Origin of the sequence: Streptomyces sp. NPDC093071 (assembly GCF_044754545.1) — a bacterium.
Taxonomy (GTDB): domain Bacteria; phylum Actinomycetota; class Actinomycetes; order Streptomycetales; family Streptomycetaceae; genus Streptomyces.
Window position 1 is genome coordinate 1 of record NZ_JBIVPH010000010.1, and the last position, 21,864, is coordinate 21,864.

A 21,864-nucleotide genomic window follows, 5' to 3' on the forward strand; every position below is an offset into this window, starting at 1 on the left:
GGGCCCTTCCGGCGGTTCCGACTCTATCAGATCCTTTCGGCGTCTGATTCCCGGTCAGCGGGAGTTGTCTTTCCGGCTGTTGGGCCGTTCCGACGAGTGAGACTTTAGCGGATTCCCCGCCTCCGACGCTAATCGGGGGCCTGCGTTCAAACCTTCGAACGCGGATTCCTCATTTCGCAAAAACGCGCGGAAAGCACGACGGCACGGCAAAGCGCTGTCGGCTTCTGAGGTTCTTGCGGAATGGCTGTCCGGGGCCGACCGGGGTCGGTGCTCACGTCGGACAACTCGGAGAACACTACGGAGACGGTCATGCCGTGTCAACCCCGGCTCGGGGCCCGGTGGCGGAAGGCGTGCCGGTAGGCGCGGGGGCTGGTGGAGAGGTGGGAGGCGAAGTGCTGGCGCATGGTGACCTCGCTGCCGAAGCCGGCGCGGCGGGCCACCTCGGGGAGGGGGTGGTCGGTGAGCTCCAGGAGCTTCTGGGCGGCGGCCACGCGCTGGGTGATGAGCCAGTGCAGGGGGGTGGTGCCGGTGGTGGCCTGGAAGTGGCGGGCGAAGGAGCGGGGGGACATCCCGGCGACGGCGGCCAGGCTCGCGACCGTGTGCGGTGCGGAGAGGTGGGCCAGGGCGTGGGCGCGTACGGCGGCGAGGGCGTCGGCGTCGCGGTCGGCGCGGGGCGTCGGGTGCTCGATGAACTGGGCCTGGGTCCCCGTACGGAAGGGGGCCGTGACCATGGAGCGGGCCACGGTCGCGGCCGCTTCGGCGCCGTGGGCCGTACGGACCAGGTGGAGGCAGAGGTCGATGCCGGCGGCGGTGCCGGCCGAGGTCCAGATGCCGGAGTCCTCGACGAAGAGGGCGTCGGGTTCGACCCGTACCGCCGGGTGGCGGGTGGCGAGGGTCCGGGCCAGGTGCCAGTGGGTGACCGCTCGGCGGCCGTCGAGGAGTCCGGCGCGGGCCAGGACGAAGGCGCCCGCGCAGAGGGAGGCGACCGGGATGCCGGTGGCGTGGGCGCTGCGGAGGGCGTCGAGGACCGGGGGCGGGACGTCGGCGTCCGGGTCCTCGACGCCCGGGACGATGACGAGGTCCGTGGGGGTGAGGTCGTCGAGCCAGGTCAGCGGGCGGTCGGGAATCAAGGTGAGGCCGCCCCGGAGACGTATCGGGGTGTGCGGGTCCGCGGCCGCCCGATGGAGGGCGAAGGGAGGGACGCCCCTGAGGGTGCGGTCGCTGTCCCAGACCTCGGTGATGACGGAGACGTCGAAGGCGCGGACGCCCGGGAAGACGAGGAGCGCGATGTGCTGGGGACGGGGTTCCGGGGGCGGCGCCATGGGTGGCAGTAAACCATCGGTCGGTGGCATTCGGCCCTCTGGGACCGGAGGGCCACTGGCGGAAGGATCGTCGGTATGGAGATCGCGGAGAACGCAGCGCTGGTGGTCGTCGACGTGCAGAAGGGCTTCGAGGAGGAGGTGTGGGGGAAGCGGAACAATCCGGAGGCGGAGCGGAACATCGCCGTACTGATCGACCTGTGGCAGGAGACCGGGCGGCCGGTCGTCTTCGTGCGGCACGACTCGGTGGAGGGGGCGCGGTCGCCGCTGCGGACGGGGCACGTGGGGAACGACTTCAAGGACTTCGTGGAGGAGCGGCGGGGGAAGGGGTCCGGGCCCGAGCTGCTCGTGGTGAAGTCCGTGAACTCGGCGTTCTACGGGGAGCCGTCCCTGGACGCATGGCTGCGGGGTCGGGAGGTCGGGCAGATCGTGGTCGTCGGGATCCAGACGAACATGTGCAACGAGACGACGGCCCGGATGGGCGGGAACCTCGGGTACGACGTGGTGTTCCCGCTGGACGCGATGCACACCTTCGACCTGGAGGGGCCGTACGGCTGGACGGCGAGCGCGGACGAGCTGACGCGGGCGACGGCCGTCACTCTGCACGGGGGCGGGTTCGCGAAGGTGTCGGCCACGGAGGACGTGGTGCGCGGGGCCTCCGCCGGGGCTCGGTGACCCCGGCGGCGCGCGGCCGTCAGCCGTTGCCGGAGGCCAGTTCGCGGCTGCGGTCGCGGGCGGCTTCGAGGGCGGCGATGAGGGCGGCCCGTACGCCGTGGTTCTCCAGCTCGCGGATGGCGCTGATGGTGGTGCCGGCCGGGGAGGTGACGGCCTCGCGGAGCTTGACCGGGTGCTCGCCGCTGTCGCGGAGCATCACGGCGGCGCCGATGGCGGCCTGGACGATGAGGTCGTGGGCCTGGGCGCGGGGCAGTCCGAGGAGGATGCCGGCGTCGGTCATGGCCTCGACCAGGAAGTAGAAGTACGCGGGGCCGGAGCCGGAGAGGGCGGTGGCGGCGTCCTGCTGGGACTCGGGGACGCGGAGGGTCTTGCCGACACCGCCGAAGATCTCCTCGGTGTGGGCGAGGTGGCCGGGGGTGGCGTGGCTGCCGGCCGAGATGACGGACATGCCCTCGTCCACGAGGACGGGGGTGTTCGGCATGACGCGGACGACGGGGGTTCCGGCGGTGAGGCGTTCCTCGATGAAGGAGGTGGGGATGCCGGCCGCCGCGCTGATGACGAGGCGGTCGGCGGTGATGTGCGGGGCGAGCTCGTCCAGGAGGCGGCCCATGTCCTGGGGCTTGACGGCCAGGATGAGGGTGTCGGCGCGCTTGGCGGCCTCGGCGTTGGTGACGGTCTCGACGCCGTAGCGGGTGCGGAGCTCCTCGGCGCGTTCGGCGCGGCGGGCGGTGACCAGGAGGTTCGCGGGGCGCCAGCCCGCGCGGATCATGCCGCTGAGGAGCGCTTCACCGATCTTGCCGGTGCCGAGGACTGCGACGGTCTGGGTCATGGCTCTGTTCACCTCGCCGGAGGGGGTACGTCGTGCTCGTCATCCTCGCACCGGGGGCGGAGTGGCGCGGCGGGTGTCCGAGGGGCGGTCAGGCCGTGCGGCGGCGGAGGGTGGCGGCGCCGAGGGCGAGGACGAGGAGGGCGCAGCCCGCGACGACGAGGACGTCGCGGACGAAGGCGCCGGTGACGTCGGGGTGGCGGAGGACCTCGTTCATGCCGTCGACGGCGTACGACATGGGCAGGACGTTCGAGACGGCTTCGAGGGCGGGGGCCATGCGGTCGCGCGGGGTGAACAGGCCGCAGAGGAGGAGCTGGGGGAAGATCACGGCCGGCATGAACTGGACGGCCTGGAACTCGGACGCGGCGAAGGCGGAGACGAAGAGGCCGAGGGCGGTGCCGAGGAGGGCGTCGAGGAGGGCCACCAGGAGCAGGAGCCAGGGGGAGCCGACGACGTCGAGGCCGAGGAACCAGAGGGCGAGGCCGGTGGCGAGGGCGGACTGGACGACGGCGAGGAGTCCGAAGGAGAGGGCGTAGCCGGCGATGAGGTCGCCCTTGCCGAGGGGCAGGGCGAGCAGGCGTTCCAGGGTGCCGGAGGTGCGTTCGCGCAGGGTGGCGATGGAGGTCACCAGGAACATCGTGATGAGCGGGAAGACGCCGAGGAGCGAGGCACCGATGGCGTCGAAGGTGCCGGGGCTCCCGTCGAAGACGTACCGGAGCAGGAAGAGCATCACGCACGGCACGAGGAGCATGAGGGCGATCGAGCGCGGGTCGTGGCGCAGCTGGCGCAGGACGCGGGCGGCGGTGGCGAGGGTGCGGGCGCTGCTCATGGCCGGGGCTCCTGGTTCTGGGCCTGGTGCTGGTGCTGGGCCTGGTGCTGGGCCTGGCTCTGGCGCTGGGCTTGGGCCTGGTCTTGGTCCTGGCTACGGCTCCGGGCCTGGTCTTGGTGCTGGCTACGGCTCCGGCTCCGGGTCCGGGCTTGGTTCTCGTGGGTGGTTCCGGAGTCGTGCTTCTCGCGGGTCGCGGCCGCGTCGACCAGGTGGAGGAAGGCCTCTTCGACGGTGGGGGTGTCGTTGCGGCGGCGGAGGGCCTCGGGGGTGTCCTCGGCGAGGATCTCGCCCTCGCGCATGAGGAGGAGCCGGTGGCAGCGCTCGGCCTCGTCCATGACGTGGGAGGAGACGAGGAGCGTGGTGCCGCGCTCGGCGGCGAGGCGGTGGAAGAGGTCCCACAGGTCGCGGCGGAGGACGGGGTCGAGGCCGACGGTGGGTTCGTCGAGGACGAGGAGTTCGGGGGCGCCGAGGAGGGCGACGGCGAGGGAGACCCGGTTGCGCTGGCCGCCGGAGAGCCGTCCGGCGAGGGCGTCGGCGCGGGAGGTGAGGTCGACGTCGGCGACGGCCCGGTCGACGGCGGCGCGGCGCTCGTGGCGGTGGGCGCGGCCGGGGCGGAGGACGGCGGCGAAGTAGTCGAGGTTCTGGCGGACGGTGAGGTCGTCGTAGACGGACGGCGCCTGGGTGACGTAGCCGATGCGGGCGCGGAGGGCCGGGTCGCCGGCGGGGCGGCCGAGGACGGTGAGGGTGCCGCCGACCTTGGCCTGGGTGCCGACGATCGCGCGCATGAGGGTGGTCTTGCCGCAGCCGGAGGGGCCGAGGAGGCCGGTGACGCGGCCGGCCGGGACGGTGAGGTCGAGGCCGCGCAGGACGGTGCGGTCGCCGCGGACGGCGGTGAGGGCGCGGGCGGTGATCGCCGTGGGGGCGGTGGCGCCGCCTTGGTCCTCGTTCTCGCCCGCCGAGTAATTCATCATGTGATGAATAGTGCGCCTGGGGGTGCCGTCGGTCAAGCCTCCGGAAGGTGTCGGGTCGCTTGCCCCGGTGGGGCTACTTGCCGCGCTTGGGCTTCTTGCGGGCGGCCGGGTTGCCCGTGCGCGAGCCCCGGCGCTTCTCGTACCGGACGAGGGCCGCCTCGTACTCGGCGCGGCGCAGCTTCTCGCCCGGGGCCTCGGTCAGGCAGCGGGCGGCGTACGCGAGGAGCGAGCCGATGAAGCCGATCGCCTTGAGGCTGCGCAGGGAGTCCTCGCGGGCCGGGTCGTCCGGGCGGCGCTGGAAGCCCTCCCAGGTCTTGCGGCAGGCGATGGCGCTGCAGACCGCGAACATGACGATCACCAGGCCGTTGACGATGCCGCCGGTGTTCGCGATCCGGAGCCCCTGGAAGGCGAAGCGCAGGACGAAGCAGGCCGCGACGGCGGCGGCGAGCGCGCCGACGGCCAGGCCGGCGCGGCGCAGCGCGTAGTGGCCGGTGTGGTCGACCCAGGTCGTGCCGAAGAAACGGATCTCCTCGGGCCGGGGTCCACCGGTGGCGCCGGTCGCGGCGGCCTTTCCGTCTTCCGTGCCGCCCGCCGTGCGGGGGGTCTGCTCGTCGTCGCTCACGAGGTCGATTATCCCCGGGCGGCGGTGGAGGGGGTCAGGCGCAGCGCGGTGCGACGAAGCCGTCGCTGCCCGTGCGCACGTAGGAGTCGGAGACGTACTCCCCCGGCGCGATGCTGTCCCAGACGCGGGTGGTGCCGTACGGGCCGGTGACCCACTCGCCGTACTTCTGGCAGGAGATCGCCACCGTGGCGCCCAGGGGCAGCGAGCGGACGAGGGGGTACTGGGTGCCCGGTCCCGAGCGCACGTTGAGGCGGTAGCCGGGTGCGACCGGGTAGCGGGTGCCGCTCGCCGCCGTCACCGCCGTGGCCGCCGCCACGGCCGGTCCGTCCGCCGTCGTGCCGTTCGTGTCCATCGCGTCCTCCCCCTTGGCGCAAAAGCGCTCCGCCGAGTTTCACTCTCCGCGACGCGCAGGCTAGCAAGCCCCACCGACATCGGAGGGGCCATCCACTAGGCTCGTCGCGTCGCGCACGCGGGCGCGAGGTGACGGGGAATCACACGGGGGTGGGCGATGCCGCCGTTGCGCGGTACCGGTGCCGACCGGGAAGCGGAGGGGCCCGAGTACGCGGGCGACTACCGTCTCCAGGCATGTCTGGGCGCGGGCGGCATGGGCGTCGTGCACCTCGCCTCCTCGGCCTCCGGGCTGCGGCTCGCGGTCAAGGTCGTGCACGCGCGGTACGCGGAGGACCCCGAGTTCAGGGCGCGTTTCCGCCAGGAGGTCGCGGCCGCCCGCAAGGTCAGCGGGGCCTTCACCGCGCCGGTCGTCGACGCCGACCCCGACGCCGTGCGCCCCTGGATGGCGACCCTCTACGTCCCCGGCCCCACCCTCGCCGACCAGGTGAAGCGGAACGGTCCGCTGTCCCCCGCCGAGCTGCGCCGGCTCACCGCCGGGCTCGCGGAGGCGCTGCGGGACATCCACCGCGCCGGGGTCGTGCACCGGGACCTCAAGCCCAGCAACGTCCTCCTGACCGACACCGGCCCCAGGGTCATCGACTTCGGCATCTCCCGGCCCGTCGACAGCGACCTGCGCACCGAGACGGGCAAGCTGATCGGCTCGCCGCCGTTCATGGCGCCCGAGCAGTTCCAGCGGCCGCGCGAGGTCGGGCCCGCGGCGGACGTCTTCGCGCTCGGCTCGGTCCTGGTGCACGCGGCGACCGGGCACGGCCCGTTCGACTCCGACAGCCCGTACGTCGTGGCGTACCAGGTCGTGCACGACGAGCCCGACCTGACGGGCGTGCCCGGCGAGCTGGCGCCGCTCGTGGCGCGCTGCCTCGCCAAGGAGCCCGCGGAGCGGCCGACCCCGGCCCAGATCATGCGGGAGCTCCAGCCGCCCTCGTACGCGGCGGAGGCGTTCATACCGGCACAGCGGCGGCGGCCCGCGCTGCCGGGCGGTGGCGGGGAGGACGGCGGCGGTGAGCCCGGCCACGCGCCCGCGTGGGACGCGGACACGCCGGTACGGGCTCCCGCCCCGGCCCCGGCCCGCCGGGGGAGGCTCTTCGGCGGGCGGGTCCGGCCGCGCCCGACGCTCGCCGTCGCCGCCGCGCTCGCGCTCGCCGGGGCCGGTCTGTACGCGGCGCTGAGCCCGGCGCACGACGGCGGGCCCGCGCCCGCGCCGCCGCGCCCGGACAAGGTGGCCACCGCCTTCGCGGGCTGGCACACCGGGCTCCAGGAGCAGGGGCCGCCGGCGGCGCCCGCCTGTGCCGGCGGCGGGGACGCGCTGTACTGCGCGGCCCGGGGCGTCGGCCTCGCCCGGCTCGACCCGGTGACGGGGGAGGTCCTGTGGTCGCGGACCGCACCCGTCGAGGAGCAGGCGCCACGCGCGCCCGTGCTCCTCGCCGGAGCCGAGGGGGAGGGGACGGGGACGGACGCGCCGGTCGGTGCCGCCGCGCCGACCGGTCCGCTGCGGGCGTACGCGCGCGGGGACGGCTCCCCCCTCTGGACCGCCCGCTCGGGCCTGCCCGAGGTCTACCGGCCGGCCGGGTCCGCCGTCGTCCTGACGGACGGGACCGGCGGTGTCCGGGCGGTCGACGCGCGGAGCGGGAAGGAGCTGTGGCGGCACGGCCTGGCCGGCTTCGGAGCGCCGGTCACCGGACCGTACGACGCCCGCTCCGGGCTGCTCGCGGTGTCCGAGATCTCGGCCGACGGGACGCACACGCGCGTGGGCGCGGTCGAGCCCCGGACCGGCCGGGTGGTCCGGGGGCGGAACCTGGAGGGCGATCTCGAACCGCTCGGGCACACCGACGGCGGCGCGCTGGTCCTCGCCTCCCGGTACGAGGGCGCCCTGGCGGACTCGCTCGTCCTGCTCGGTCCCGGCGACGGGGCGGCCGGGCCCGTGCGCCGGCTGGCCCTGCCGCACCGGTTCGACCTGCGGGGCGCCGTCGTGCGCGGCGCCGTCGTGTACCTGCTCGACGCGGACGGGCACGTGACCGCCTTCGACACCGCCGCCGGGAAGGGGCGGGTGCTGTGGGACCTGGAGACGGCCGCCGGGAACGTCTCCGTGCCGGTCTCCGGCCCCGGCGACCGGCTCTACTTCTCCGTCCAGGACGGGCGGCTGCTCGCCGTGGACACCGCGCGCGGGGCGCTCGCGGGGCAGACCCGGCCGCGCCTGGCGAACGGGCGGCTCAGCGGGTACGTGTCCCTGGTGCCCGCGCCGGTCGTCGCCGGGGACCGGGTGTTCGGGACGGCGCCGGACGGCTCCGTGTTCGCGGTGGACGCGCGCGACCCGGCGTCCTGGTGAGCCGCCGGTGGGGACGTACGCGAAGGGGCCCGGAACTTGGGAAGTTCCGGGCCCCTCCTCGTACCGCTCCGGGCTCAGCCCAGCTTCGTCACGTCGCGGACCGCGCCCTTGTCGGCGCTCGTCGCCATCGCCGCGTACGCCCGCAGCGCGGCCGAGACCTTGCGCTCGCGGTTCTTCGGCGCGTACACCCCGCCGAGGGCCTCGCGGCGGGCGGCGAGGACGTCCTCGTCGACGAGGAGGTCGATCGAGCGGTTCGGGATGTCGATGCGGACGCGGTCGCCGTCCTCGACCAGGGCGATCGTGCCGCCCGAGGCCGCCTCCGGGGACGCGTGGCCGATGGAGAGGCCCGAGGTGCCGCCGGAGAAGCGCCCGTCGGTGACGAGGGCGCAGGTCTTGCCCAGGCCCCGGCCCTTGAGGAAGGAGGTCGGGTAGAGCATCTCCTGCATCCCGGGGCCGCCCTTGGGGCCCTCGTAGCGGATGACGACCACGTCGCCGTCCGTGACCTGCTTGTTGAGGATCTTCTCGACGGCCTCTTCCTGCGACTCGCAGACGACCGCCGGGCCCTCGAAGGTCCAGATCGACTCGTCCACGCCGGCCGTCTTCACGACGCAGCCGTCGACGGCGAGGTTGCCGCGCAGGACCGCGAGGCCGCCGTCCTTCGAGTACGCGTGCTCCGCGTCGCGGATGCAGCCGTTCGCCGCGTCCGTGTCGAGGGTCTCCCAGCGCTCGGACTGGGAGAAGGCGGTCGCGGAGCGGACGCAGCCGGGGGCCGCGTGCCACAGCTCGACGGCCTCCTCGGACGGGGAGCCGCCGCGCACGTCCCAGGCGTCCAGCCACTCCTTGACGGAGCGGGAGTGGACGGAGTGGACGTCCTCGTTGAGCAGGCCCGCGCGGTAGAGCTCGCCGAGGATGGCGGGGATGCCGCCGGCGCGGTGCACGTCCTCCATGTAGTACGTGCGGTCCTTGGCGACGTTCGGGGCGACCTTGGCCAGGCAGGGGACGCGGCGCGAGACCTCGTCCATGTCGGCCAGGCCGTAGTCGAGCTCGGCCTCCTGGGCGGCGGCGAGCAGGTGCAGGATCGTGTTGGTGGAGCCGCCCATGGCGATGTCGAGGGCCATGGCGTTCTCGAAGGCCGCGCGGGTCGCGATCGAGCGGGGCAGGACGGAGTCGTCGTCCTCGTCGTAGTACCGGCGGGTGATGTCCACGACCGTGCGGGCGGCGTTCTCGTACAGCGCGCGGCGGGCGGTGTGGGTGGCGAGCACCGAGCCGTTGCCGGGGAGGGAGAGGCCGATGGCCTCGGTCAGGCAGTTCATCGAGTTGGCGGTGAACATGCCGGAACACGAGCCGCAGGTCGGGCAGGCGTTCTCCTCGATGCGGAGGATGTCCTCGTCGGAGATCTTGGGGTTCACGGCGTCGGAGATCGCGTCGACCAGGTCGAGCGTGCGGACCGTGCCGTCGACGAGGGTGGCGCGGCCGGACTCCATGGGGCCGCCGGAGACGAAGACCGTCGGGATGTTCAGGCGCAGGGCGGCCATCAGCATCCCGGGGGTGATCTTGTCGCAGTTGGAGATGCAGATCAGGGCGTCGGCGCAGTGCGCCTCGACCATGTACTCCACGCTGTCCGCGATCAGGTCGCGGGAGGGCAGGCTGTAGAGCATCCCGCCGTGGCCCATCGCGATGCCGTCGTCCACGGCGATGGTGTTGAACTCGCGGGGGATGGCCCCGGCGGCCGTGATGGCCTCGGAGACGATCCGGCCGACCGGCTGGAGGTGGGTGTGGCCGGGGACGAACTCCGTGAAGGAGTTGGCGACCGCGATGATCGGCTTCCGGCCGATGTCCGCGCCGGGTACACCGGAGGCGCGCATAAGGGCGCGTGCGCCCGCCATGTTGCGGCCGTGGGTGACAGTGCGGGACCTCAGCTCGGGCATCGTCGCTCGCTCCTCGTGACGGGTGTGCTTGCCTCCGAGCGTACGCCGCCGGACCAAGATCTGGACAGCGTGTCCGCATGTCGGACAGGGTGTTCAGCTTTCGGTCAGGTAGCGCTGGAGGGTCGGGGCCACCCGGGCGACGATCTCCTCCGGGTCGGCGGATGCCAGCGGCTCGACCCGGATCACGTACCGCATGATCGCGATCCCGATCATGTGGGAGGCGGCCAGCTCCGCGCGGAACTTGGGGTCCGGTACGTCGAGCTCGGCGGCGATCCGCTCCAGGAGCCGCCGCAGCACGAAGGTCCGGAGCACCGCGGCCGCCGCCTCGTGGGTCAGCGCGGAGCGCACGATCGCGAGGAGCGGGGCGCGGCTGGCCGGGTTCTCCCAGACGCCGATGAAGAAGCGGGCGAGGCGCTCGCCGATGCCGTCGCGGGGGCCGGAGACGATCGCCGGGACGACGGTCGCGGGCTCGAAGGAGACCTCGACGGCGGCGGCGAAGACCTCGTCCTTCGACCCGAAGTAGTGGTGCACGAGGGCCGGGTCCACCCCGGCCGCACGGGCGATGCCGCGCACGGACGCCTTGTCGTAGCCGCGCTCGGCGAACTGGTCGCGGGCCGCCTCCAGGATGCGGGCGCGGGCGCCCGGCCCGCTCTCCTCGGCGGCACGGGAGGGGCGGCCTCGGCGGCGGGGGGCGGGGGCGTTCTCGGGGTCCTGGTCGGGCGCGGGGCCGGTCGTGGGGTCCGGTTCGGTCGGCGGTTTCTGGGCGGACGCGGGGCCCGGTTCGGTCGTGGTGCCCTGGTCGTCCGTCGGTTCCTGGGTGGTCACCGGAGTTCCGGTCCCGTCACGGGCGCGGGGAGCCGGAGGGGCGGCCGGCGGCGGAGGCGAGGTGGAGCCGGGTGAAGGCGAGGGCCTCCGCGAGGTCGGCCTCGCGCTCGGCGGCCGACATCGCGCGGCGGGTGTTGACCTCGATGACGACGTGCCCGTCGAAGCCGGTCACCGCGAGCCGCTCCAGGAGCTCGGCGCAGGGCTGGGTGCCGCGCCCCGGGACCAGGTGCTCATCCTTGGCGGACCCCCGGCCGTCGGCGAGGTGCACGTGGCCGAGCCGGTCGCCCATGCGGTCGATCATGGCGAGGGCGTCGGTGCGGGCGGTCGCGGTGTGCGAGAGGTCGACGGTGAAGTGCCGGTAGTCGTCCTTGGTGACGTCCCACTCGGGGGCGTACGCGAGCATCTCGCGGTCCTTGTACCGCCACGGGTACATGTTCTCGACGGCGAACCGGACGTCGGTCTCGTCCGCCATCCGCCAGATGCCGCTCACGAAGTCGCGGGCGTACTGGCGCTGCCAGCGGAACGGCGGGTGCACGACGACCGTGGACGCGCCGAGCTTCTCGGCCGCCGCCCGGGCCCGCCGGAGCTTGACCCACGGGTCGGTGGACCAGACGCGCTGGGTGATGAGGAGGCAGGGGGCGTGGACGGCCAGGATCGGCACCCGGTGGTAGTCGGAGAGCCGGCGCAGCGCCTCGACGTCCTGGCTGACGGGGTCGGTCCACACCATGACCTCGACGCCGTCGTAGCCGAGGCGCGCGGCGACCTCGAAGGCCGTCGCCGTCGACTCCGGATAGACCGAGGCCGTCGACAGGGCGACCTTCGCATCCGGGACGCGCACCACTGGTTCTGCCACGCAGACAGGGTACGGGGCGGGCCGGGGGGCCGGAGGGTGGTTCGGATCACGCCGGGCCGCCCCGGGGCCGCGAACGGCCCCCGTACGCCCTCCGCTCACTCCTCCGGCAGGTGGTCCAGGCGGCGCAGGATGACGCCCTCGCGCAGGGCCCAGGGGCAGATCTCCAGCTCCTCCACGCCGAGGAGGTCCATCGCGCCCTCCGCGACGAGGGCGCCCGCGAGGAGCTGGCCGGCGCGGCCCTCCGAGACGCCCGGCAGGGCCGCGCGCTCGACGACGGTCATCCCGGCGAGGCGCGGCACCCACTCCTCCAGGGACCTGCGGGTCAGGATCCGCTGGACGTGCAGGCCCTCGCCCGAGCCGGCCGCCCCCGCGATCCTGGCGAGCTGCTTGAAGGTCTTGGAGGTGGCGACGACGTGGTCGGGCCGGCCGAAGCGGCTGAACTCGCCGACCGTACGGGCGATCTGCGCGCGCACGTGGCGGCGCAGCGCCTTCACGTCGGCGCTGTCGGCCGGGTCGCCCGGCAGCCAGCCGGCGGTCAGCCGGCCCGCGCCGAGCGGCAGGGAGACGGCCGTGTCGGGGTCCTCGTCGATGCCGTACGCCACTTCGAGGGAACCGCCGCCGATGTCCAGGAGGAGCAGCTTGCCGGCGGACCAGCCGAACCAGCGGCGGGCGGCGAGGAAGGTGAGCCGGGCCTCCTCCTCGCCGGTGAGGACCTGGAGGTCGATGCCGGTCTCGTCCTTGACCCGGGCCAGGACGGCGTCGGCGTTGACGGCCTCGCGGACGGCGGAGGTCGCGAACGGCAGCACCTCCTCGCAGCCCTTGTCCTCGGCGGCGTGGAGCGCGTCCCGGACGGTCGCTACCAGCCGCTCGACGCCGTCGGGGGCGATCGCGCCCCGCGCGTCGAGGAGTTCGGCGAGGCGCAGCTCCGCCTTGTGGGAGTGGGCGGGCAGCGGGCGGGCGCCGGGGTGCGCGTCCACCACCAGGAGGTGCACCGTGTTCGAACCGACGTCGAGGACTCCGAGTCTCATGGGCGGAACGCTACTGCGCGCGCCGCATACGCTGGAGAGCGTGCCAAAGACGAAAAAGGCGAAGCAGGACAAAGACAGCGCCCCTGCCGCGGACGCGAGGAACGCCGGGGCGGTCAAGGGCGCCGGGAAGCGGGGCAAGGAGGTGGTGCCGGACGAGAAGGGCCTGGACTTCGCGCGCGCGTGGGTCGAGTTTCCCGATCCGGCCGACGAGGAGCAGGTCTTCCGCTGCGACCTGACCTGGCTGACCTCGCGCTGGACGTGCGTCTTCGGCAGCGGCTGCCAGGGCATCCAGGCGGGCCGGGCCGACGACGGCTGCTGCACGCTGGGCGCGCACTTCTCCGACGAGGACGACGAGAAGCGGGTCGCGGAGCACGTGGCCCGGCTCACGCCGGAGCTGTGGCAGTTCCACGACGTCGGTACGGAGACGGGCTGGACGCAGCTCGACGAGGACGGCGACCGGCAGACCCGCCGCTGGGAGGGCTCCTGCATCTTCCAGAACCGTCCCGGGTTCGCGGGCGGCATGGGCTGCTCGCTGCACATCCTGGCCCTGAAGGAGGGCCGGGAGCCGCTGGAGACCAAGCCGGACGTGTGCTGGCAGCTGCCGGTGCGCCGGACGTACGACTGGATCGACCGGCCCGACGACACCCGGGTGCTCCAGGTGTCGATCGGGGAGTACGACCGCCGGGGCTGGGGCCCGGGCGGCCACGACCTGCACTGGTGGTGCACCTCGGCCACCTCGGCGCACGGCGCGGGCGAGCCGGTCTACGTGACGTACCGGCCCGAGCTCACCGAGATGATGGGCGAGGAGGCGTACGGGGTGCTCGTCGGCCTGTGCGAGGCGCGGCTCGCCTCGCAACTGCCGCTGGTGGCCCCGCACCCGGCGGACCCGCCGGTCCGGTAGCTCAGGAGGACGGGGCGGGTTCCTCCGCCGACGGCGGCGGGGTCGTGCCCGGGTCCGTGGTCGGCGGGGGCTCCTCCGTGGTCGGCGGCGGGGTGGTCGGCTCCTCCGTCGTCGGCGGCGGGGTCGTGGGCGGTTCCTCCGTCGTCGGGGGCGGGGTGGTCGGCGGTTCGGTCGTCGGCGGCGGGGTCGTGGGCGGGGTGGTCGGCTCCGTCGTGACCGGCGGGGGCGGCGGCGTCGGCTTCGGCTCGCCCGGGACGTTCGGGGCCGGGTGGAAGACCTCCCCCGGGCCGGTCCGGCCGGTCCCGGTGATGCGCACCACCGCGCCCGAGGGGTTCACCCCGATCCGGGCGCTCCACGCGCCCGCGGGCTCGCGCGCGTGGTCGACGCGGACCGCGATCGTGACCTGCTCGCCGGGGCGGAGGGTGCCGGAGGCGCGGCTCACGTACAGCCAGGGCGCGTCCGTCCACAGCTCCCAGTCGACGGGCGCGTCCCCGGCGGCGGTGAGCGTCAGGAGGGTCAGGTCGCCGTGGCCGCGCGCGGTGACCGTGACCCAGCCGGGGGCGGTCCCGCCCGGCCCGGACGGCGTCCCGGAGCCGGTGGGGCCGCCGGGGCTGACCACCTCGACGGAGACGTCGGGGGAGCGGCTGCCCCGGGTGAAGCGGGGCTCGGGGGTGGCGCGGGCGTTGCCCGCGTTCTCGTACCGGTCGTACGGGCGGCCGTCCGGGCCCGTCTCGTCGTCCGTCTCGCGCGCGCTGACCCGTCCCCCGTCGTGCGCGGTCGTCTCGGTGGTGCCCCGGTAGGAGGTCCACAGGGCGAGGACGGGGGCGGCGACGACGGCCGCGACGACGGTGGTGGTCACCGCGCGGGCCCGCATCCGGTCGCGGCGGGCCGTGTGGTCCTTCGGGTCCACGGGGAAGCCGGTGGGCGCGAAGCGCGGGGCGCCGGCACGCGCGCGGGGCACGTGCAGCATCGCCATGTACGCGGCGGCCCGGGGCGCCTCGACCAGCGGCAGCCGGTCCGGGGGCAGGGAACCGGCGCCGGGCCAGGGGCCGCCCGCGCCCACCCGCTCGGCGGCCCGGCGGCAGCGGGGGCAGTCGTCCACGTGCCGGACGAGTTCGGCGCGCAGGGTCGCCGAGAGGAGCAGCTGCCGGTCGCCGGTGAGCCGGGCGACGGTGGGGCAGCTGCCGGTCTCGACGACGGCGAGGGCGGCGCGGGTGCGCTCGACCTCGCAGCCGGCGGTGGCCAGGAGCTCGCGGGCGGCGAGCGGGTCGAGGGAGAGGACGGCGGCGACCTGGCGGTGGCTGAGGCCGTGCCGGACGGCGAGCTCCAGGGCCTCGCGCTGCTCGGGCGTGGTGCCGGCCGCCTCGGGCCAGGCGAGGAGGGCGAGTTCGGCGCGGTGCCGCTCGGCGGTCTCGGCGGAGACCCGGGGCGGCTCGGGCGGGGTGACGGCGGGGCGGCCGGTGTGGGCGCCCTGGCGCTTGCGGCGCTGCTCGCCGAGGCTCCGCAGACAGGCCCAGCGGGCGAGGGCGTACAGCCAGGCGGTGCGGCCGTCCTCGTCGGAGGGGCAGCGCCCGTGGTGGCGCTCGGCCACGGCGAGGACGTCGCCGAGGACGGCGGTGGCCGTGTCGTGGTCGCAGAGCACGGAGAGGCAGTACGTGAAGAGGCCGTCGAGGGCGTCCTCGTAGCGGGCGGGGGGCCGGCGGCCGAGCGTGCGCGGTCCCTGGTCCGTGGCGCGGTGCGCCCGGTGTGCGCCGGTGGTGCGTGCGGGGGTTTCCAGCCTGCTGCTCGTCACTGGGCGACCGTAGGCAAGAGCGGAGGCACTCTTCGTACCGGTCGCGCACTTCTCATCCCTACGGGTGAAGCTATCCCTCGAAAGAGGACGGGAACCGGGCGTTCCGTGGACGGGCGTGCGGGGTCCGGGGCCGCCGGGGGCCGGGCCGGGGCCCGTTGTCGGTGGCGGCGGCTACGGTGGGGCGCATGGCTGCCCGTACGAAATCCGCCAAGGAGCGACCGTCCTACCGCTGCACCGAGTGCGGCTGGCAGACGGCCAAGTGGCTCGGCCGCTGTCCCGAGTGCCAGGCCTGGGGGACGGTGGAGGAGTACGGCGCGCCCGCCGTCCGGACGACCGCCGCGGGCCGGGTCTCCACCGCGGCCCTCCCCATCGGGCAGGTCGACGGCCGGCAGGCGACGGCCCGCTCGACCGGGGTCGACGAGCTGGACCGGGTCCTCGGCGGGGGGCTCGTGCCGGGCGCCGTGGTGCTGCTCGCGGGCGAGCCGGGCGTCGGCAAGTCGACGCTGCTGCTCGACGTGGCGGCGAAGGCGGCGAGCGACGAGCACCGGACGCTGTACGTCACGGGCGAGGAGTCCGCAAGCCAGGTCCGGCTGCGGGCCGACCGGATCCACGCGCTCAGCGACCACCTGTACCTGGCGGCCGAGACCGATCTGTCGGCGGTCCTCGGGCACCTCGACGCGGTGAAGCCGTCGCTGCTGATCCTGGACTCGGTGCAGACGATCGCCTCGCCCGAGATCGACGGCGCGCCCGGCGGCATGGCGCAGGTCCGGGAGGTCGCGGGCGCGCTGATCCGAGCCTCCAAGGAGCGCGGGATGTCCACGCTCCTGGTCGGCCACGTCACCAAGGACGGGGCCATCGCGGGGCCCCGGCTCCTGGAGCACCTGGTCGACGTCGTCCTGAGCTTCGAGGGCGACCGGCACGCGCGGCTGCGGCTGGTCCGGGGCGTGAAGAACCGGTACGGGGCGACCGACGAGGTCGGCTGCTTCGAGCTGCACGACGAGGGGATCACGGGTCTCGCCGACCCGTCCGGGCTCTTCCTGACCCGGCGCGACGTGGCCGTGCCGGGCACCTGTCTGACGGTCACCCTGGAGGGCCGCCGGCCGCTGGTCGCGGAGGTGCAGGCGCTGACCGTGGACTCCCAGATCCCGTCGCCGCGCCGGACGACCTCCGGTCTGGAGACCTCCCGGGTGTCGATGATGCTGGCGGTCCTGGAGCAGCGCGGCCGGATCAGCGCGCTGGGCAAGCGGGACATCTACAGCGCGACCGTGGGCGGCGTGAAGCTCTCCGAGCCGGCCGCCGACCTGGCGATCGCGCTCGCCCTCGCCTCGGCCGCGAGCGACACCCCGCTGCCGAAGAACCTGGTGGCGATCGGGGAGGTCGGGCTCGCGGGCGAGGTCCGCCGGGTCACGGGCGTGCAGCGGCGCCTCGCGGAGGCCCACCGGCTCGGCTTCACCCACGCCCTGGTTCCGACGGACCCGGGAAAGGTGCCGCCGGGCATGAAGGTGACGGAGGTCGCGGACATGGGCGACGCGCTGCGGGTCCTGCCCCGCAGCCGGCGCGCGAAGGCGGACGCGTCGGGGGACGCGAAGGGGTGAAGGGACCCGGCCCCGGGGGCGGGGCCACCCCCGACGCCCGGGGCCGGGGGCCTGCGCCTGGCGCCGGAGAACCGGGCCTCACGCCCCGGGGGGTGGGGGCTTCCGCAAGGTGCCGGGAAGGCGCCCGGCAAGGGCCCGCCACCGGCCGGGCAGGCGTCCGGCGAAAGGGTCGACGCGGGCCCGGCGAAAGGGTCGGGGCGGGCCCGGCGCGGGCCCGGCGAGTGGGTCGGGGCGGGGCCGGCGAGTGGGTCGGGGCGGGGCCGGACAAGAGGTCGGCAAGGGGTCGGTAAAGGTTCCGGCAAGGGTCGGGCATGGTGTCCGGGAAGGGTTCCAGCAGGGGAAAGGGTTGGTTTCGGCCCCGGGTGGGGACGCCTTTCGCACCGCCCGCGTGCGGTCGGGGGCGGAGGGCGGCGGGGCGGTGTCGCTAGACTTTGCCCTGGTCTCGCCCATCCGTACGAGCCGGAGGAGTGCAGTGGCAGCCAAGGACGGGGCAGCAGCTCCTGGGAAGTCCGGCGCGGGCTCCGGCAGTGAAGCGCTGATGCGCGCCGCCCTGAGCGCGGTCGCGCCGGGCACCGCCCTGCGCGACGGCCTGGAGCGGATCCTCCGGGGGAACACCGGCGGGCTCATCGTGCTCGGCCTGGACAAAGCGGTCGATTCGATGTGCACCGGCGGCTTCGTGCTGGACGTCGAGTTCACCGCCACCCGCCTGCGCGAGCTGTGCAAGCTCGACGGCGCGCTCGTCCTCGACAAGGACATCACCAAGATCCACCGGGCGGGCGTGCAGCTGGTCCCGGACGCCTCCATCCCCACCGAGGAGACCGGCACCCGCCACCGCACCGCGGACCGGGTCTCCAAGCAGTGCAACTTCCCGGTCGTCTCCGTCTCGCAGTCGATGCGCCTGATCGCGCTGTACGTGCACGGCGAGCGCCGGGTCCTGGAGGAGTCGGCCGCGATCCTGTCCCGCGCCAACCAGGCGCTCGCGACCCTGGAGCGGTACAAGCTCCGGCTCGACGAGGTGGCGGGCACGCTCTCCGCCCTGGAGATCGAGGACCTGGTCACGGTCCGGGACGTCACCGCCGTCGCGCAGCGCCTGGAGATGGTCCGCCGGATCGCCACCGAGATCGCCGAGTACGTGGTCGAGCTCGGCACCGACGGGCGGCTGCTCTCGCTCCAGCTCGACGAGTTGATCGCGGGCGTGGAGCCGGAGCGCGAGCTGGTCATCCGGGACTACGTGCCGGAGCCGACGGCGAAGCGCTCGCGGACGGTCGCGGAGGCGCTCACCGAGCTGGACGCGCTCACCCACACCGAGCTGCTCGAACTCCCGGTCGTGGCCCGGGCGCTCGGCTACAGCGGCTCGCCCGAGACCCTCGACTCGGCCGTCTCGCCGCGCGGCTACCGGCTCCTCGCGAAGGTGCCGCGGCTGCCCGGCGCGATCATCGAGCGGCTCGTGGAGCACTTCGGCGGGCTCCAGAAGCTCCTCGCGGCCAGCGTGGACGACCTCCAGGCCGTCGACGGCGTCGGCGAGGCCCGCGCCCGCAGCGTCCGCGAGGGCCTGTCCCGGCTCGCGGAGTCCTCGATCCTGGAGCGGTACGTCTGAGGACGCGCGAGGGCCGGTTCGGTCCTCGTCTGTTCGGTCCTTGGCGGTTCGGTCCTCGCCGGTTCGGTCCTCGCCGGTTCAGTCCTCGCCGGTTCAGTCCTTGGCGAGCGTGAACGAGGCCGGGAGGATCTTCGCGCCCGGCATCGCGGCCTCCACCAGGTAGGTGCCGGGGCCGGCCTTGCCCGCCGGAGGCGTGGCACACTGCGGGGCGCTGCGCCCGCGGTCCCACTCCACGGCGTGGGTGACGGTCGCCCCCGCGGGGAGGCGCAGCAGGAGCGGGGTGCCGGGGCGCGGGCAGTGCGCGGAGGACCAGACCTCGTCGTCCTTGGCGTCGCTGATCGTCAGGACCGCGTTGCGGGGGCCGAAGTCGGCCTTGCAGGTGGTGGCCGAGGTGTTCTTCGCAACGAGCTGGAAGCGGGGCTTCTCCCCCGTCTCGTACGTGACCTTGACGGACTTCAGCGTCAACTGGAGGGATCCGGCCGGACAGTTGGGGAGCGGCGAGTCGGCCGGGAGCTGCTGCCCCGCGCCGGTGCCCGCGCCGCCGTCGCCCCCGGCGCCGTCACCGTCGCCGTTCTTGTCGGGGTCACCGGCTCCGGCCGGACCCGCGGAGTCCGCGCCCCCGGAGCCCGTACCGGCGTCCACCCCCGCGTCCGTACCGCCGGAGCCCGAACCGCCCGAGCCCGGGCCGCCGTTGGCGCCGGGGGTCTCGTCCTCCTCGCCCGACTCGTCGCGTCCGCCGGGCTGTTGGCTGATCGCGGGGCCCGACCCGGAGGGTCCGGGGGTGATCGAGGGCGGGGTGGGCGACGAGCCGTTGGCCGAGTCGTTCGGCTTCTTCCCGCCCCCGCCGCCGGACGTCACGGCCCACACGGTGAGCAGGGCGAGGAGTGCCACCAGGCACAGCGCCACCGCCCTCCGTCGCCAGTAGATGGTGGAGGGAAGCGGCCCGACCGGATTGCGCAAAGATCCCACGAGCCGAACCTTACGAGAGATCCGGCCCAACTCCCGCCCCACCCGCCGCCCGAGACCTCAAGTTTTGCCGATGATCACATCCGTCTTTCCGGGAACTTTTTCCGGGTCCGCGAGTGAAAACGGGTCCAACCGGAGCGAATCGACTCACGCCGCTTTCGCCGGGGGCCGTTCCGGCCGACGGCCCGGGACGAGGCGCTCCCGATTCCGGTTAGCGTCGTTCCCCATGGACACCCTCCTCGACCTCTCCGACCGTCTGTATCTCGACGTCGCCGACCTCGCCCACGCCACGCCGCACTGGTTCCAGCTGCTCGCCGAGGTCTGGACCGAGGCCGGACTGCTGCTCTTCGGCGTGCTCTTCCTGGCCGGCTGGTGGCGCACCCGCGACGGTTCGAGCCGGGCGATGGCGCTCGCGCTGCTCGCCCCGCTCGCCACCGCCTTCGGCTACGTGGTGAGCGAGTCGCTGAAGTCGCTGATCGACGAGGAACGTCCGTGCCGCGCGGTCGCCGGAGCGCCCGCCTCGCTCGTCACCTGCCCGCCGTACGGGGACTGGTCCTTCCCCAGCAACCACTCGGCCATCGCGGGCGCCGCCGCGCTCGCGCTCGCCCTGTCCTGGCGCGGGATGGGTCGGTTCACGGTGCCGATGGCGGTGCTCATGGCCGCCTCCCGGGTCTTCGTCGGTGTCCACTACCCGCACGACGTGACCGCCGGCCTGCTCCTCGGCGGCCTGGTCGCCTTCCTGGTGATGCGGTTCGCGGAGCGGCCGGTGCGGTCCCTGGTGGAGACGGCCCGGTCCAGCCGGAACCCGCTGGTGCTGTGGTGCGCGGGCGAGGGGCCCGGCACGCCCACCCCCGCCGCCCCCGCTCCCTCCCTGTTCGACCCCGCCTCCCCGCAGGGCGGCTCCCCCTCCCACGGGAACCCGGATCCCTCGTACGGGGCCCCCGCCCCCGCGTACGGGTCGACCCCTTCGTACGGCCCCCCTTCGTACGACCCCGCCGCCCCGTACGGGTCCACGCCTCCGTACGACGCCCCCGCCCCGTACGACCCGTCCGGCCCGTACGGGACCGCCGCCGCGCACGACCCGGCCGCCGCCCCGTACGGGACCGCCGACCCCTACGGCTCCCCCGCCCCGTACGGGTCCTCTTCCCCCTACGGGTCGGCCCCCGTCTACGGGAACCCCGACTCCTCGTACGGGAACCCCGACCCCTCGTACGGGAACCCCGACCCCGCCTACGGGGCCCCCGACCCCTCGTACGGAAACCCCGCCCCCTCCTACGAGAACCCCGCCTCCCCGCCCCCCGGGCCGCGGGGGAGCTCTCCGTACGACGCGCACTGAAACGTCCCGGAGTCGTGTCAGGATCGGAGGTGCCATGACTTCCATCGACACGCCCTCCGCCGCCGGGATCCCCGGGGTCCCCGCCGTCCCCGCCGAGCTGCACCGGCCCGTCCTCGCCTGGTTCGACCAGCACGCCCGCGACCTGCCCTGGCGCCGCCCCGAAGCCGGTGCCTGGGGGGTCATGGTGAGCGAGTTCATGCTCCAGCAGACCCCGGTCGTCCGGGTCCTGCCGGTGTACGAGCAGTGGCTCGCGCGCTGGCCCCGCCCGGCCGACCTGGCCGCCGAGGCCCCCGGCGAGGCGGTCCGCGCCTGGGGCCGGCTCGGCTACCCGCGCCGGGCGCTGCGGCTGCACGCGGCGGCCACGGCCATAACGGAGCGGCACGGCGGGGAGGTGCCCAGCGACCACGGGCAGCTCCTCGCGCTGCCCGGCATCGGGGAGTACACGGCCGCCGCGGTGGCCTCCTTCGCCTACGGGCAGCGGCACGCCGTCCTGGACACCAACGTGCGCCGGGTCTTCGCGCGGGCGGCGACCGGCGTCCAGTACCCGCCGAACGCCACCACGGCCGCCGAGCGGCGGCTCGCCCGCGCCCTGCTGCCGCAGGACGAGGAGACCGCTTCTCGCTGGGCCGCCGCCTCCATGGAGCTGGGCGCGCTGGTGTGCACGGCGAGGAACGAGGACTGCGGGCGCTGCCCGATCTCCGGGCAGTGCGTCTGGCGGCTCGCGGGGAAGCCCGCGCACGACGGCCCGCCGCGGCGCGGCCAGACGTACGCCGGGACCGACCGGCAGGTCCGGGGGCGGCTCCTCGCCGTCCTGCGGGACTCGGCGGACCCGGTGGCGCGCGAGGCGCTGGACGCGGTCTGGGACGAGCCGGTGCAGCGGGCCCGGGCGCTCGACGGCCTGGTCGCGGACGGTCTCGTCGAATCGCTGGACGGCGACCTCTACCGCCTGCCGCTCTCCTGAGACCCGCCCCTCCTCCGCCGGGCCGGCTCCGAAACCCCTTCCTCCCCCGCTGTTACACAACCGATGGGTAGCCGTGCGTCCACCGACGGCTGCCCCGCACAGCCCC

18 protein-coding genes and 1 pseudogene are annotated in these 21,864 nt (G+C 74.6%); 7 read left to right on the forward strand and 12 right to left on the reverse strand.

All coding sequences use genetic code 11. The annotated features are described in order from the left end of the window. Window positions 1-317: 317 nt before the first annotated feature. A complete protein-coding gene (locus tag ACIQD7_RS28100; protein WP_402445203.1) occupies window positions 318-1,322 on the reverse strand; it encodes a GlxA family transcriptional regulator in 1,005 nt (334 codons plus the stop codon). A 75-nt stretch (window positions 1,323-1,397) separates the two neighbouring features. Between ACIQD7_RS28100 and ACIQD7_RS28105 the strand changes: the two genes are divergently transcribed. Beyond that, on the forward strand, window positions 1,398-1,994 hold the full coding sequence (locus ACIQD7_RS28105; protein WP_402445205.1) for a cysteine hydrolase family protein: 597 nt from the start codon (window positions 1,398-1,400) through the stop codon (window positions 1,992-1,994). A 19-nt stretch (window positions 1,995-2,013) separates the two neighbouring features. On the opposite strand, the gene proC is transcribed toward ACIQD7_RS28105, so the two are convergent. The 5 genes from proC to ACIQD7_RS28130 all read right to left on the reverse strand — a co-directional run bounded on the left by proC (window position 2,014) and on the right by ACIQD7_RS28130 (window position 5,594). Continuing rightward, entirely contained in the window at window positions 2,014-2,823 is an 810-nt protein-coding gene (gene proC / locus ACIQD7_RS28110; protein WP_017240004.1) for a pyrroline-5-carboxylate reductase, read from the reverse strand. Window positions 2,824-2,911: 88 nt separating this feature from the next. Further along, a complete protein-coding gene (locus tag ACIQD7_RS28115) occupies window positions 2,912-3,649 on the reverse strand; it encodes an ABC transporter permease (protein ID WP_402445208.1) in 738 nt (245 codons plus the stop codon). Then, window positions 3,646-4,620: an ABC transporter ATP-binding protein gene (locus ACIQD7_RS28120; RefSeq protein WP_402445210.1), complete on the reverse strand. Its 975-nt coding sequence runs from the start codon at window positions 4,618-4,620 to the stop codon at window positions 3,646-3,648. The genes ACIQD7_RS28115 and ACIQD7_RS28120 overlap by 4 nt, the downstream gene beginning before the upstream one ends. 73 nt (window positions 4,621-4,693) lie before the next feature. Continuing rightward, window positions 4,694-5,242 (reverse strand): hypothetical protein, encoded by a 549-nt coding sequence (locus ACIQD7_RS28125; RefSeq protein WP_402445212.1) that lies wholly within the window; start codon window positions 5,240-5,242, stop codon window positions 4,694-4,696. Window positions 5,243-5,276: 34 nt separating this feature from the next. Then, window positions 5,277-5,594, reverse strand: coding sequence for an SH3 domain-containing protein (locus ACIQD7_RS28130; RefSeq protein WP_402445214.1), 318 nt, complete (start codon window positions 5,592-5,594; stop codon window positions 5,277-5,279). 156 nt (window positions 5,595-5,750) lie between these two features. Here ACIQD7_RS28130 and ACIQD7_RS28135 point away from each other — a divergent pair, with 156 nt between their 5' ends. After that, on the forward strand, window positions 5,751-7,976 hold the full coding sequence (locus tag ACIQD7_RS28135) for a protein kinase (RefSeq protein ID WP_402445216.1): 2,226 nt from the start codon (window positions 5,751-5,753) through the stop codon (window positions 7,974-7,976). A gap of 74 nt (window positions 7,977-8,050) precedes the next feature. On the opposite strand, the gene ilvD is transcribed toward ACIQD7_RS28135, so the two are convergent. The 4 genes from ilvD to ACIQD7_RS28155 form a co-directional block, all read right to left on the reverse strand. Continuing rightward, window positions 8,051-9,904 carry a dihydroxy-acid dehydratase gene (ilvD, locus tag ACIQD7_RS28140; RefSeq protein ID WP_402445218.1) on the reverse strand — a complete coding sequence of 618 codons (1,854 nt, stop codon included), beginning with the start codon at window positions 9,902-9,904 and terminating at the stop codon, window positions 8,051-8,053. A 93-nt stretch (window positions 9,905-9,997) separates the two neighbouring features. Continuing rightward, window positions 9,998-10,729, reverse strand: coding sequence for a TetR family transcriptional regulator (locus ACIQD7_RS28145; protein ID WP_402445220.1), 732 nt, complete (start codon window positions 10,727-10,729; stop codon window positions 9,998-10,000). A 16-nt stretch (window positions 10,730-10,745) separates the two neighbouring features. Then, complete coding sequence (locus tag ACIQD7_RS28150) at window positions 10,746-11,582, reverse strand: sugar phosphate isomerase/epimerase (RefSeq protein WP_205613970.1); 837 nt, start codon at window positions 11,580-11,582, stop codon at window positions 10,746-10,748. 95 nt (window positions 11,583-11,677) lie between these two features. Next, entirely contained in the window at window positions 11,678-12,610 is a 933-nt protein-coding gene (locus ACIQD7_RS28155) for a Ppx/GppA phosphatase family protein (protein WP_062754453.1), read from the reverse strand. A 40-nt stretch (window positions 12,611-12,650) separates the two neighbouring features. On the opposite strand from ACIQD7_RS28155, the gene ACIQD7_RS28160 reads away from it, so the two are divergent. After that, window positions 12,651-13,511, forward strand: coding sequence for a hypothetical protein (locus ACIQD7_RS28160; RefSeq protein WP_402445223.1), 861 nt, complete (start codon window positions 12,651-12,653; stop codon window positions 13,509-13,511). Between the two features lies 1 nt (window position 13,512). On the opposite strand, the gene ACIQD7_RS28165 is transcribed toward ACIQD7_RS28160, so the two are convergent. Further along, window positions 13,513-15,303, reverse strand: coding sequence for a hypothetical protein (locus ACIQD7_RS28165; protein WP_402445224.1), 1,791 nt, complete (start codon window positions 15,301-15,303; stop codon window positions 13,513-13,515). 185 nt (window positions 15,304-15,488) lie between these two features. Here ACIQD7_RS28165 and radA point away from each other — a divergent pair, with 185 nt between their 5' ends. Further along, window positions 15,489-16,898 carry a DNA repair protein RadA gene (gene radA, locus ACIQD7_RS28170; protein ID WP_402445226.1) on the forward strand — a complete coding sequence of 470 codons (1,410 nt, stop codon included), beginning with the start codon at window positions 15,489-15,491 and terminating at the stop codon, window positions 16,896-16,898. 472 nt (window positions 16,899-17,370) lie between these two features. After that, complete coding sequence (gene disA, locus ACIQD7_RS28175) at window positions 17,371-18,495, forward strand: DNA integrity scanning diadenylate cyclase DisA (RefSeq protein ID WP_121832335.1); 1,125 nt, start codon at window positions 17,371-17,373, stop codon at window positions 18,493-18,495. A gap of 93 nt (window positions 18,496-18,588) precedes the next feature. Here the strand turns inward: disA and ACIQD7_RS28180 are convergent, their stop codons facing one another. Then, entirely contained in the window at window positions 18,589-19,464 is an 876-nt protein-coding gene (locus ACIQD7_RS28180; RefSeq protein ID WP_402445228.1) for a hypothetical protein, read from the reverse strand. A gap of 223 nt (window positions 19,465-19,687) precedes the next feature. Here ACIQD7_RS28180 and ACIQD7_RS28185 point away from each other — a divergent pair. Then, window positions 19,688-20,320 (forward strand): annotated as a pseudogene (locus tag ACIQD7_RS28185) (phosphatase PAP2 family protein); the annotation flags it as partial. Between the two features lie 511 nt (window positions 20,321-20,831). Continuing rightward, the gene (locus ACIQD7_RS28190; RefSeq protein ID WP_402445230.1) at window positions 20,832-21,758 is read left to right on the forward strand and encodes an A/G-specific adenine glycosylase; all 927 of its coding nucleotides are present in this window, start codon (window positions 20,832-20,834) and stop codon (window positions 21,756-21,758) included. Window positions 21,759-21,864: the final 106 nt, after the last annotated feature.